Origin of the sequence: Burkholderia sp. BCC1977, assembly GCF_905339595.1 — a bacterium.
Classification (GTDB): Bacteria; Pseudomonadota; Gammaproteobacteria; order Burkholderiales; family Burkholderiaceae; genus Burkholderia.
Genome location: NZ_CAJPGQ010000022.1, coordinates 109,222 through 120,077, shown reverse-complemented (window position 1 = coordinate 120,077; position 10,856 = coordinate 109,222). Strand labels below are relative to the sequence as shown.

General features: G+C 68.1%; 17 protein-coding genes. 4 read left to right on the top strand and 13 right to left on the bottom strand.

Annotated elements, in window-relative coordinates; all coding sequences use genetic code 11:
• Positions 1–196 (top strand): 4Fe-4S dicluster domain-containing protein (locus tag U5771_RS19545; RefSeq protein WP_322025496.1); only part of this gene is annotated, 196 nt, incomplete at its 5' end.
• Positions 197–435: 239 nt separating this feature from the next.
• On the opposite strand, the gene U5771_RS19540 is transcribed toward U5771_RS19545, so the two are convergent.
• The 12 genes from U5771_RS19540 to U5771_RS19485 all read right to left on the bottom strand — a co-directional run bounded on the left by U5771_RS19540 (position 436) and on the right by U5771_RS19485 (position 7,712).
• A complete protein-coding gene (locus tag U5771_RS19540; protein ID WP_322025495.1) occupies positions 436–684 on the bottom strand; it encodes a DUF6566 family protein in 249 nt (82 codons plus the stop codon).
• Between the two features lie 119 nt (positions 685–803).
• Entirely contained in the window at positions 804–1,526 is a 723-nt protein-coding gene (arsH, locus tag U5771_RS19535) for an arsenical resistance protein ArsH (RefSeq protein ID WP_322025494.1), read from the bottom strand.
• 20 nt (positions 1,527–1,546) lie between these two features.
• Entirely contained in the window at positions 1,547–2,617 is a 1,071-nt protein-coding gene (gene arsB / locus U5771_RS19530) for an ACR3 family arsenite efflux transporter (RefSeq protein WP_322025493.1), read from the bottom strand.
• Positions 2,618–2,683: 66 nt separating this feature from the next.
• Entirely contained in the window at positions 2,684–3,178 is a 495-nt protein-coding gene (locus tag U5771_RS19525) for an arsenate reductase ArsC (protein ID WP_322025492.1), read from the bottom strand.
• Positions 3,179–3,192: 14 nt separating this feature from the next.
• Positions 3,193–3,528, bottom strand: coding sequence for a metalloregulator ArsR/SmtB family transcription factor (locus tag U5771_RS19520; RefSeq protein WP_322025491.1), 336 nt, complete (start codon positions 3,526–3,528; stop codon positions 3,193–3,195).
• A gap of 204 nt (positions 3,529–3,732) precedes the next feature.
• Positions 3,733–3,957, bottom strand: a complete 225-nt coding sequence (locus U5771_RS19515; RefSeq protein ID WP_322025490.1) for a hypothetical protein — start codon at positions 3,955–3,957, stop codon at positions 3,733–3,735.
• A gap of 96 nt (positions 3,958–4,053) precedes the next feature.
• Positions 4,054–4,419 (bottom strand): hypothetical protein, encoded by a 366-nt coding sequence (locus U5771_RS19510; RefSeq protein WP_322025489.1) that lies wholly within the window; start codon positions 4,417–4,419, stop codon positions 4,054–4,056.
• A gap of 191 nt (positions 4,420–4,610) precedes the next feature.
• Positions 4,611–6,041 carry an RNA polymerase factor sigma-54 gene (locus U5771_RS19505; RefSeq protein WP_322025488.1) on the bottom strand — a complete coding sequence of 477 codons (1,431 nt, stop codon included), beginning with the start codon at positions 6,039–6,041 and terminating at the stop codon, positions 4,611–4,613.
• 233 nt (positions 6,042–6,274) lie between these two features.
• The gene (locus U5771_RS19500; protein ID WP_322025487.1) at positions 6,275–6,586 is read right to left on the bottom strand and encodes a hypothetical protein; all 312 of its coding nucleotides are present in this window, start codon (positions 6,584–6,586) and stop codon (positions 6,275–6,277) included.
• A gap of 49 nt (positions 6,587–6,635) precedes the next feature.
• Entirely contained in the window at positions 6,636–6,947 is a 312-nt protein-coding gene (locus U5771_RS19495; protein ID WP_322025486.1) for a hypothetical protein, read from the bottom strand.
• Positions 6,944–7,201 carry a hypothetical protein gene (locus tag U5771_RS19490; RefSeq protein WP_322025485.1) on the bottom strand — a complete coding sequence of 86 codons (258 nt, stop codon included), beginning with the start codon at positions 7,199–7,201 and terminating at the stop codon, positions 6,944–6,946. The genes U5771_RS19495 and U5771_RS19490 overlap by 4 nt, the downstream gene beginning before the upstream one ends.
• A 205-nt stretch (positions 7,202–7,406) precedes the next feature.
• On the bottom strand, positions 7,407–7,712 hold the full coding sequence (locus U5771_RS19485; protein ID WP_322025484.1) for a hypothetical protein: 306 nt from the start codon (positions 7,710–7,712) through the stop codon (positions 7,407–7,409).
• 165 nt (positions 7,713–7,877) lie between these two features.
• On the opposite strand from U5771_RS19485, the gene U5771_RS19480 reads away from it, so the two are divergent.
• The 3 genes from U5771_RS19480 to U5771_RS19470 all read left to right on the top strand — a co-directional run bounded on the left by U5771_RS19480 (position 7,878) and on the right by U5771_RS19470 (position 9,215).
• Positions 7,878–8,132 (top strand): hypothetical protein, encoded by a 255-nt coding sequence (locus tag U5771_RS19480; RefSeq protein ID WP_322025483.1) that lies wholly within the window; start codon positions 7,878–7,880, stop codon positions 8,130–8,132.
• Positions 8,133–8,208: 76 nt separating this feature from the next.
• Positions 8,209–8,640: a CBS domain-containing protein gene (locus U5771_RS19475; protein ID WP_322025482.1), complete on the top strand. Its 432-nt coding sequence runs from the start codon at positions 8,209–8,211 to the stop codon at positions 8,638–8,640.
• 92 nt (positions 8,641–8,732) lie between these two features.
• Positions 8,733–9,215, top strand: a complete 483-nt coding sequence (locus U5771_RS19470; protein ID WP_322025481.1) for a PRC-barrel domain-containing protein — start codon at positions 8,733–8,735, stop codon at positions 9,213–9,215.
• A gap of 20 nt (positions 9,216–9,235) precedes the next feature.
• On the opposite strand, the gene U5771_RS19465 is transcribed toward U5771_RS19470, so the two are convergent.
• The gene (locus U5771_RS19465) at positions 9,236–10,600 is read right to left on the bottom strand and encodes a sigma-54 dependent transcriptional regulator (protein ID WP_322025480.1); all 1,365 of its coding nucleotides are present in this window, start codon (positions 10,598–10,600) and stop codon (positions 9,236–9,238) included.
• Positions 10,601–10,856 lie beyond the last annotated feature (256 nt).

Below are 10,856 nucleotides of genomic sequence, written 5' to 3'. Positions count from 1 at the left end.
CTACGCGGGCCCGGAGGGGCGCTTCTGCCCGGCGGCCGTGTACGAGTTCGTGAAGAACGACGACGGCAGCGATCGCCTGGTGATCAACGCGCAGAACTGCGTGCACTGCAAGACCTGCGACATCAAGGACCCGACGCAGAACATCGTGTGGGTGACGCCGGAAGGCGGCGGCGGGCCGAATTACCCGAACATGTGACCGCCAGCGGCAGGACGACGACGGGGCTTCGCCATGCAAGCCGCGGCTTTCGCACTGTCTGAACCGTCCGCCCGACCCGCATCGCCCAACGCTCCGAAATGGCAGGGCCGCAGCGGGAAACATCGCGCATGTGCGAATCGGTCATCCTTCCCCCTTCCCCCGACGCGGCGCCGGCATACGGTCATGCAAATACGAAACCCGCGTGCAAGCGCCGTGCCGGTCAAGCCGACGTCAATCGGTCAATCGTCATCAACCCGCTTGTCGACCAGATAGCGCCCGCGCTCGATGCCCGCGCGCAGCGCCTCGTCCTCGGTCGGCCATTCGGGGCCGGCCGGTTCCGGCACGTCCTGCTCGATGCGTGTGCCGTCGACATACACCTGCACCTCGTCGCCCCACGCGCCGCGCGCGTTGCGCCGCGCCCACACGCGAATCTCGTGGCCGCGATACGGGTCGCGAACCTGGGCGTCCTGTTGGTCCTGTTGTTGCATGCCAGCCCCCTGTCCTTATCTGCAATGACGATGCAAAAAATGCGCGCCGCATGATCGCCGCACGCGCCGTCGGCCCCATGCGCATACGCCGTGCCCGATACCCACGGCACTCGTACAGTTCAAATCCCGCGCTGATTCACCCGCTTCGACAATGCCTCCGCGCTTTCCTTCCGCTCGCTGTACCGATCGACCAGATAGGGACCGACGTCGCGTGTCAGCAGCGTGAACTTGACCAGTTCCTCCATCACGTCGACGACCCGATCGTAGTAAGCCGACGGCTTCATCCGCCCCGCTTCGTCGAATTCCATGAACGCCTTCGCCACCGACGACTGGTTCGGGATCGTCAGCATGCGCATCCAGCGCCCGAGCACGCGCATCTGGTTCACCGCATTGAACGACTGCGAGCCGCCGCTGACCTGCATCACCGCGAGCGTCTTGCCCTGCGTCGGCCGCACCGCGCCGACCGACAGCGGAATCCAGTCGATCTGCGACTTCATGATGCCGGTCATCGCGCCATGGCGTTCCGGCGAGCACCACACCATCCCTTCGGACCACTGCGCGAGTTCGCGCAGTTCGACGACCTTCGGATGGCTCTCCGGTGCATCGTCCGGCAGCGGCAAGCCGCTCGGATTGAAGACGCGCACCTCGGCGCCCATCGCCGTGAGCAGGCGTTCGGCTTCCTCGACCAGCAAGCGGCTGAACGAACGCTCGCGCAGCGAGCCGTACAGCAGCAGGAAACGCGGCGGATGGCTGGACGGCGACGCCGGCCGCAAGCGGCTCGCGTCCGGCACACGGAACAGCTCGGGATCGAGTTGCGGCAGGTCGGTCAGTCGGTCGGTCATGAATGGACTCCGGGGTTGGTTCAAACGCGCTCGTACCAGCCCTTCGACCGGTTCACGATGCGCACCACGAGCAGCATCGCCGGCACTTCGATCAACACGCCGACGACGGTGGCAAGCGCCGCGCCGGAATGGAAACCGAACAGGCTGATCGCGGCCGCGACGGCAAGCTCGAAGAAATTGGATGCGCCGATCAGCGCGGACGGGCACGCGACGTCGTGCTTCTCGCCCACCGCGCGATTGAGCCAGTAAGCGAGCGCCGCATTGAAGAACACCTGGATCAGGATCGGCACCGCGAGCAGTGCGATCACCAGCGGCTGCTTCAGGATCGCCTCGCCCTGGAACGCGAACAGCAGCACGAGCGTCGCGAGCAGCGCGGCGATCGACCACGGGCCGATCTTCGCCATCGCGGCATCGAACGCGGCCAGCCCTTGCGCGAGCAGCCGCTTGCGCCAGATTTGCGCGAGGATCACCGGAATCACGATATAGAGGACAACGGACGTCAGGAGCGTCGCCCACGGCACGGTAATCGCGGACATCCCCAGCAGCAGGCCGACCAGCGGCGCGAACGCGATCACCATGATGCTGTCGTTCAGCGCGACCTGCGACAGCGTGAACAGCGGATCGCCGCCGGTCAGCCGGCTCCACACGAACACCATCGCCGTGCATGGCGCGGCGGCCAGCAGGATCAGGCCGGCGATGTAGCTGTCGAGCTGGTCCGCCGGCAGCATCGGCGCGAACAGCTGGCGGATGAACAGCCAGCCGAGCAAGGCCATCGAGAACGGCTTGACGAGCCAGTTCACGACCAGCGTGACGCCGATCCCCTTCACATGCCAGCGCACTTCATGCAGTGCGCCGAAGTCGACCTTCACGAGCATCGGCACGATCATCACCCAGATCAGCAGCCCGACCGGCAGGTTGACCTGCGCATACGCGATGCGGCCGATCCGCTGGAACAGGCCGGGTAGCACCTGGCCGAGCGCGATGCCGGCGACGATGCACAGCGCAACCCAGACCGTCAGGTAGCGTTCGAAGAAATTGATCGCGGGCTTGGCGACGGTGTGGCGAGGCGGGATGACGTTCGACGTATTCATGGCATGGCGTTCGGGACAGGAAACGCAGCGCGGCACACCGGTTCACGCGCGCCGCCGCGCGAGCGCTCAGCTTTGCGAAATGGCGATCAAGGCCGCCTGCAGTTCGGCGTCGCTCATGCGATCGAGCGGCAGCGCGAGCAGTTGCAGCATCCGGTAGCCGATCGCCTCGCGCGTCAGATCGAACGCGAGCCGCCTGCCTGCGTCGCCACCGTCGGCATTCGACGGATCGGCGTAGCCCCAGTGCACTTTCACCGGGCTGCCGGGCCAGTACGGGCACGCCTCCGCGGCCGCGCTGTCGCATACCGTGATGACGACGCGCATGTGCGGCGCGCCTGCGCCGACGAATTCGTCCCAGCTCTTGCTGCGGTATCCGGCAAGGTCGACGCCCGCGCGCGTCAGCGCATCCAGCGCGAACGGATTGAGCCGGCCGCTCGGCGCGCTGCCGGCGCTGTAGGCGCGCACGTCGCGGCCGAGTTTCGCGGCCCAGTGGTTGAGCATCCCCTCCGCGAGCACGCTGCGCGCGGAGTTGTGGGTACAGAGGATCAGGACGTTGGTGGTCATGGGCGGGCGCGTGCTTACGTCTGGCCGGAGCAGGAAGTCGAACAAGCGGAGGCCGGCGAGCATGGATTGCCGCCGCAGCAATTCTCGGTGAGGTAGCCGATGAGCCCGTTCATCGTCGCGAAGTTCGCGCAATAGAACACGAAACGGCCTTCCTGGCGGCTCGTGACGAGCTGCGCATGGGCCAGTTCCTTCAGATGAAATGACAGCGACGACGGCGGCACGTCGAGCAAAGTCGCGATCTGCCCGGCCGGCAAGCCCGACGGCCCGGCCTGCACGAGCGCACGGAAGACGGCGAGGCGCGACTCGTGCGCGAGGGCCGACAGAGCGGTGATGGTCTGGTTCGTTTCCATATTTCGATAATACTCGAAATATGGAAATGATGCGAGGGATGCCACGGCCTGCCCCCCTCACTACGTCACTACGTCACCGTCACGCGGCACGGTGCAAGCGCGAGCGCGTCCATTCGCGTGCCCCTCGTCACGGTTCGGAACGTCGGGTCACGCCCCCGCGAGCCGCGCTAGTCGCGTGCCGCAGGCCCCCGCCGGACGATCCCATCACCCGTCGACGTCCTCGACGACTCGCCCGCCGTACCGCTGAACGCGCTGCACGATCGTCAGCCCGTCGGCCGTCAGCGCGGGGCGCCTGCGCCCCGACGCATCCGGACGCATCACGATCAATCGTTGTTCGACCAGCGCGCGGACGTCGTCGCGGTCGGCCTGGATCTGCTCCGATGCACGATGCACCAGGAGCAGCACGGCAAGTTCATGGGCGGTCAGCATACGCCTCTCCTCCGTCGCCAGCGTGCCGCAGTATCTGACCGCGAGCCGTGCGACGCTCGCTGCAACGTTTTCAACCTGATCGCCGGGACGCCGCGTTCACTGCAGGCGACGCGCCGCATCGAGCATCGCGTCGGTCACTTCGACCGTCAGCGTCAGGTCCTCGCCGACGTCGGGCAACGTATCGAGCATGTCCTGCACGGTCTCGTGCAGCATCGCGTGCACGCGCATGCGCGCACCGTCGTCGAGGCCTGCGTAGCGCTCCATCGTGTTGCAGTCGAGCGCGAGCACGACCGAATGCCGTGCGGCACCGGGCGGCGCGTCGGACGCAAGCGACCACGCTGCATGAAACGTGATCCTGCCGTTGGCGACGTCGAGATGGACGATCGTATCGGGCTCGTCGCCATCGACCGCATCGCGGTCCAGCTCGGTGTCGTCGAAAGCGATCCGGGAAGGCGATTGCATCATGTGCTCCTGTGCAGTGGCGATGTGCCGGCTCCGGCCGGTGCGTCAGGGCGCGCGCAACGCGCGATCGACAGGACAGCCCCCGGCACGCTGCTGCGCCCTTGACCTGGCGGCCGGCATGGCTTTTCTCCTGTCGGCGGCATGCGCGAGCACCGCGAGTCGCGGGCCGCGCGCGGGTTCGGACGGTATCCTCATGCGGCGTCGCGCCGGCGCAGGTCGGCCGGCGGAATCTTCATCGCCTGGCGATACTTGGTCACCGTGCGACGCGCAAGCAGGATGCCGCGGCCCGCGAGGTTCTGCGCGAGCGTGACGTCGGACAGCGGAGCGGTGTGGCGCTCGGCCGCGATCATGTCGCGGATCAGCACCTTCGCGGCCGATGCCGAGCACACGCCCTTGCCGGCCGCTTCCAGCTTGCGCGGGAAGAAGTGCTTGAACTCGAACGTGCCGTTCGGCGTGGCCATGTACTTGTTGCCGGTCGCGCGCGACACCGTCGATTCGTGCAGGTCGAGTTCTTCCGCGATGTCGCGCAGCACGAGCGGCTTCATCGCGATCTCGCCGTAGCGGAAGAAATCGCGCTGCCGCGCGACGATGCATTCGCCGACGCGCCGGATCGTGTCGAAGCGCTTCTGCACGTTGCGGATCAGCCAGCGTGCTTCCTGCAACTGCTGGCCGAGCGGCGAATCGCGCTCGCCGCTCGACTGCGCGAACAGCGTCGCGTAGCGCTCGTGCAGCCGCGCGCGCGGCAGCACGGCCGGGTTGATCGTCACGATCCATTCGTCGCGCACCTGGCGCACGATCACGTCCGGCACCACGTAGTCGCCGCGCGTGCTGCCATAGTGGTTGCCGGGGCGCGGATCGAGCGCGCGCACCAGCGCGCACGCGGCCTGCATCGTCGGCTGGTTGCAGCCGACGCGCCGCTGGATCTCCGCCGTCTCGCGGCGCGCGAGCCGTTCGAGATGGTCGCGCGCGATCGCCTTCGCTTCCGCGAGCGCCGGCGTGCCGGCCGGAATCGCGTCGAGCTGCAGCAGCAGGCATTCGGACAGCGAGCGCGCGGCGATGCCCGGGCGGTCGAGCATCTGCACGAGCCGCAGCGCGACCGCGAGATCCTGTTCCGACAGCAGCCGCGCCGGATCGGCCGCGATCAGCAGCTCGGCCAGCTCCTGACGCAGGTAGCCGTCCTCGTCGAGCGCGTCGATCACGATGCGCGCGGCCTCGCGGTCGCGCTCGTTCAGCGGATAGAGGCGCAGCGCGTCGTGCAGCTGCTGGTGCAGCGACGGCTCGGCCGCCATCCATTCGCCGGGCGACAAATCGCTCGCGTCGTCGGCCTGGCGGCCCGCGCCGCGCGGCGCCGGGGCAGCCGTGTACGACACGTCGCCATCCAGCGGACGCACTTCCTCGCGCTCGGGCGGCGGTTCGGGCGGTGCGGCTTCGGCCACAGGTTCGGGCGCGTCGGCGGCTTCATCGTCGCCCTGCCCATCTTCGAGAAACGGATTCGAGTCGAGCGCCTGCCGCAGTTCCTGCTGGAATTCGAGCGAAGACAACTGCAGCAGGCGAAGCGACTGCTGAAGCCTCGGCGTGAGTGCCAGATGCTGTCGCATCTGGAGCGCAAGCGTGACGGACATCGATGCCCTCCTGACGGTGTGCGGAATGCGTACAGGAGAATCCAAGCAGCTTCCGCGCCAGGGGGGTTAAGCACCGTCCGTCGCGGGTTTCGCGGGTTCATACCCTGTCCGCGGTTGCCCCGGGCAGCGCCTTTTTACAAGCGCCGGCAACTTGGGGGCACGAAATTCGCATCGCGCGAATGCGTCGTCGCACGGGGACGTCGACGCGCGGCGTCCGTGCATCGTGCCGCGCGTCAGTACTGCATCGGCGGCGGCGAGCCCGGCAGCGGCGACGCGCCCTGTACGCCGTTCGGCCCCGGCGGCGGCACGTCGGCGGGCTCGCCGCCGGTCGCGCCCGCCGGCAGCGTGTTGTACGGCGACGGTCGCGTGTCGTAGCGCGTATTCGCGTCCGGCATCGTCGTGGTCGGTGACGCGCCATGTCCGTCCGGCGGTGCCGGCGGTGCGCCGCGCGTGCCGTAGGTGGCCCGCGGTTGCGTGCATGCACCCAGCGCGCACGCCGCGGCCAACGCACAGGCGCCCACGCGGATCGTCTGGATCGGTTTCATGGAATCCTCCGTGAAATCGGTGGCACCGGGCCGGCCGTGGCGACTCGGCTCAGAGCCGATTGAAGTGAAAATCGCCCGCATACGCGGTCGGCGCGCGGCGCGCCATCATCGTGTCGAATTCGGCCGCGACCCGCGTCAGTGAGCCGCGTTGCCGCTCGACAGCGGCCTGTTCGAGCGCAGCGAACGCGTCGGTGTCGAACGTGACGGTCAGCGACGCCTGACGGCCGTCGACGCGGAAAACGAAATGCAGTGCGCCGGCCGGCTGCTCCTCGACCTGGAACGGCATCGCGCGCGCCTCGAAATGGCGGCCGAGCGTCTCGGCCACGTCGCGCAACAGGCCGGGTTTCACGCTGATGCTCATGGTGGGCCCTCCGGGGACGGAATGGATGCCGCCGGCGGCACGCCCGTCGGCGGGACGTAGATCGGCGGTTCCCGCGTCGGCGGCTCGCGCTCCGGCGGCGGATGCGCGGGCGGGTCGCCCTCCGGATCGTGATACGGTTGGGGCACGCCGGGCGGCAGGTCGTCCGGTGCGGGCGGCTCGGGGTCCGGTTCGATGTCGGGTATCGGCGGTTCGGGCCGGTGCAGCGACCGGGCGGGGTCTCGATTCATGGGCATGCTGTCGTTCCGTTGTCCTGACGGGATCGGATCGGTTGCGCGGCGTGCAGGTGCCGCTCGATGGTCCACGCATGTCAGCGCCGCAAGCTACGTGCCACGCCGACGCGCCGCCGTCCCGTGCGCCGAGGCGCGGCCGCACATGCCGCCGTGCGGGGCGCCGTGCCTTCGCTACACCACCCGCTGCAATTCTTTCAATGCCAGCGCGCTAACCTTCGTATGCGGCCATCACGAGCCACAGCTCGCGGCCGTCGTCGCGCACCCGCGCCGCGAGCGCATACGGATCGGCCGGCTCGCACGCGCACTGCAGCGCGAACCGCGCCGGCTCGACCGAGCCGAACGTCTCGTCGCCGAGCGGCCGCACGTCGGCCTTGCCTTCGAACATCCGGCGATCGGGCCGGTAGATCAGCGGCTCCTGTTTCCACGCGCTGAAATGACTCTTCACCGAATCGAAGCCGCCGCCACAGACGTTCACTTCATAGCGCACCCCTGGCCGCCGTTTCGGAATCTTCATCGTGCCTCCCGCGTCGTGTGCGTGTGCGTGTGCGTGCGGCGTGCATCGCCGCGCCGCGCGTTGTCGTCGTCACTCGCGCAAGCGGCAAATCGCGTGCCTCCTGCACGCGGCGGGCACGGCCGTTGCGCGCTTGCCACGTCATCGTCACCGACACGGAGGCTGGCCATGAAGGATTCGACCCGGACCGGGCACGACGCGCCGGCGCACGAACCGCACCGCGATCCGTCGCCCCCGCTGAAGCACCAGGACCAGACGAAGACGCGCCGTTCGGCGCGCCACATCGACGAGCGGCGCGAGGACACCTCCCCTGCAAGCGACCCGCCCGCAACCGGCCGCATCACGCGCATCGAGCCCGACACACCGCCGGGCACGCACGACGACGGCCCGTGGCAGGCTCCCGCCAAACGCCGCGACGAATGACGTCCAACGCGAGCCGGACGGCACGCCGCTTGCTGGCTCCCGTACGGCCCGGACCCCAACCCGCAAGGAGGACTTCATGCATCGCGTCAACGAAATCATGTCGCAGAACGTCGTGTGCATCGCGCCGACCGACTCGATCCGCCATGCGGCGCAACTGATGGCGCGCCACGACATCGGCGCGCTGCCCGTCTGTGACAACGACCGGCTGATCGGCATGATCACGGACCGCGACCTCGCGGTGCGCGCGATCTCGACCGGCAAGCCGCCGGAAACGCGGGTCCACGACGTCGCGTCGGGCCCGGTCGAGTGGTGTTTCGAGGACGATCCGCTGGACGAGATCCAGCACTACATGGCCGACGCACAGTTGCGCCGGCTGCCCGTCGTCGATCACGACAAGCGCCTCGTCGGCATGCTGTCGCTCGCGGACATCGCGACGCGCACGGCCGGCCCCGCGCGCGACAACGTCGCGAACACGCTCGAAGGCGTGTCGCAACCGAAGCAGACGTGACGGGGCGATCCCGGCCCCGCCCCGACCACCCGCGCGACCCGCGGCGCCCGCCCCGAGGCACGGTCGCGCGCCACGCAGTCAGGAGGACATCCATGCAGACTCCCGATCAAGGACAGACGCGCATCGTCGGCAAGGGCGCGGCGACGGCGGCCGGCCCCGGCCCCGACGTGATGGCGGCCGACACGCTCGAGGGCAACAAGGTCTACACGACCGATGGCGACGACGTCGGCAAGATCAAGAACATCATGCTCGACGTGCGCTCGGGCCGCATCGCATACGCCGTGCTGTCGAGCGGCGGCCTGCTCGGCATCGGCGACAAGCTGCTCGCGATTCCATGGAGCGCGCTCACGCTCGACACCGAACGCAAGTGTTTCCTGCTGCCGGTATCGTCCGACCGGATTCGCAGCGCGCCGGGCTTCGACAAGCATCACTGGCCCGCGATGGCCGACCCGCAATGGGCCGAACCGCTGCACGCGTTCTACGGCAGCACGCCGTACTGGCGCGCCGGCGACGAGCTCGGGCTGACCGACCCGACCGAGGAACTCAACGATCCGCGCACGCGCGATCGGCATTGATCGCGAGAACCGCTGCGGCCTCAATCCGGCTTTTCCGCTTCGTCTTCCAGTTGCGCGAGCCGGTTGTAGATCGTCTTCAGGCTGACGTCGAGCACCTCGGCCGCCTGCGCCTTCACGCCGCCGCATTGCGCGATCGTACCGAGGATCAACCGCCGGTCGACTTCCTCGAGCGACGTGCCGAACGGCACCGTCACGCGATCCTCGTGAGCATCGGCCAGGTTCGACAGTTCGTCCATGATCGGCGGCGGCAGCGTCTCGATGACGTCGGTGTCGCTGAAGATGCTCGCGCGCTGCACGAAGTTGCGCAACTCGCGCACGTTGCCGGGCCACGCATAGGTCTTCAGCGCTTCACGGGCGGCCGGCGCGAACCGCAGGTCGCGGCCGGTCTCCTCGTTGTAGCGCTGCAGAAACGCGTCGGCGAGCATCGGAATGTCGTCGCCGCGCTCGCGCAGCAGCGGCAGCCTAACCGGAAACACGTTGATCCGGTGATACAGGTCCGGCCGCAGCTTGCCGTCCGCCATCGCCGCTTCCGGATCGCAGTTGGTCGCGGCGACGATGCGCACGTCGACGTCGATTTCGCGCGTCGAGCCGAGCCGCGTGAGCCGCCCGGTTTCGAGCACGCGCAACAGCTTGACCTGCGATTCGACCGGCATCTCGGTGATTTCGTCGAGGAACAGCGTGCCGCCGTCCGCGCGTTCGAAGAAGCCCTTGTGCTGACGCTCGGCACCGGTGAAGCTGCCGCGGTCGTGACCGAACATTTCGCTTTCGACGAGGTTCGCGGCGATCGCGCCGCAGTTCACCGCGAGGAACGGGCCGCGGCGGCGCAGGCTCAGGTCGTGGACCGTCTGCGCGGCGAGTTCCTTGCCGGTGCCCGATTCGCCCGTCAGCAGCACGGAGGCTTCGGTCCGCGCGACGCGACCGATCGCGTCGTAGACGGCCTGCATCGCGGGCGAGATGCCGAGCATCCGGCCGAAGCGACCGAGGCGCTGCAGTTCCGAACGCAGCTCGGCAATCTCTTCGTGCAGCGCGGTCGTGCGCGGCACGCGCGCGAAAATGCTGTTCAGCCGCTGCATGTTGAGCGGCTTCACCAGATAGTCGGTCGCGCCGCGCCGCAATGCATCGATCGCGGTTTCGAGACTCGCGTGACCGGTCGTCAACACCATTTCGCAGTGCCCGCGTTTCGGCAGTGCGTCGAACAGATCCATCCCGTTGCCGTCCGGCAGCACGAGATCGCACAGCACGAGATCGGGAGGGTGCATCAACACGCGCGTACGCGCTTCCTCGAGCGTCGCGGCCGTGTCGCATGTCAGTTGCTGCGCTTGCGCAAGCGTCGCGAGCATCGTTCGTGTATCGGCATCGTCTTCGACGATCAGCACATAAGGCATCGAAGCTCCTTGTGATGCGGCCCGGCATAAGCAATGGCGAACCCGCCGCGGGCACGCGATGCGGGGTGCGACACCGCGCGTTCGGCGACACGCCCGCACGCTACCCGAGCGAGCGGCCGGGCTGTTCGACCGGGACCAACAAGTGCTTAGCAGTATAGAAGAAGCGTGTCGTGCATTCGCGGATCATCGAATAAATCTATCCATCCGCGGGGGTCGCATTGCGAGATTCAATCTCCGGCGATCGATGTCGACAGGA

Coding starts and splice junctions, on each gene's coding strand:
- U5771_RS19470 (WP_322025481.1), top strand. CDS start 8,733: ATGCAGACTCCCGATCAAGGACAGACGCGCATCGTCGGCAAGGGCGCG.
- U5771_RS19485 (WP_322025484.1), bottom strand. CDS start 7,712: ATGAAGATTCCGAAACGGCGGCCAGGGGTGCGCTATGAAGTGAACGTC.
- U5771_RS19465 (WP_322025480.1), bottom strand. CDS start 10,600: ATGCCTTATGTGCTGATCGTCGAAGACGATGCCGATACACGAACGATG.
- U5771_RS19520 (WP_322025491.1), bottom strand. CDS start 3,528: ATGGAAACGAACCAGACCATCACCGCTCTGTCGGCCCTCGCGCACGAG.
- U5771_RS19495 (WP_322025486.1), bottom strand. CDS start 6,947: ATGAGCATCAGCGTGAAACCCGGCCTGTTGCGCGACGTGGCCGAGACG.
- U5771_RS19475 (WP_322025482.1), top strand. CDS start 8,209: ATGCATCGCGTCAACGAAATCATGTCGCAGAACGTCGTGTGCATCGCG.
- U5771_RS19515 (WP_322025490.1), bottom strand. CDS start 3,957: ATGCTGACCGCCCATGAACTTGCCGTGCTGCTCCTGGTGCATCGTGCA.
- U5771_RS19500 (WP_322025487.1), bottom strand. CDS start 6,586: ATGAAACCGATCCAGACGATCCGCGTGGGCGCCTGTGCGTTGGCCGCG.
- U5771_RS19490 (WP_322025485.1), bottom strand. CDS start 7,201: ATGCCCATGAATCGAGACCCCGCCCGGTCGCTGCACCGGCCCGAACCG.
- U5771_RS19505 (WP_322025488.1), bottom strand. CDS start 6,041: ATGTCCGTCACGCTTGCGCTCCAGATGCGACAGCATCTGGCACTCACG.
- arsH (WP_322025494.1), bottom strand. CDS start 1,526: ATGACCGACCGACTGACCGACCTGCCGCAACTCGATCCCGAGCTGTTC.
- U5771_RS19480 (WP_322025483.1), top strand. CDS start 7,878: ATGAAGGATTCGACCCGGACCGGGCACGACGCGCCGGCGCACGAACCG.
- U5771_RS19510 (WP_322025489.1), bottom strand. CDS start 4,419: ATGCAATCGCCTTCCCGGATCGCTTTCGACGACACCGAGCTGGACCGC.
- U5771_RS19540 (WP_322025495.1), bottom strand. CDS start 684: ATGCAACAACAGGACCAACAGGACGCCCAGGTTCGCGACCCGTATCGC.
- arsB (WP_322025493.1), bottom strand. CDS start 2,617: ATGAATACGTCGAACGTCATCCCGCCTCGCCACACCGTCGCCAAGCCC.
- U5771_RS19525 (WP_322025492.1), bottom strand. CDS start 3,178: ATGACCACCAACGTCCTGATCCTCTGTACCCACAACTCCGCGCGCAGC.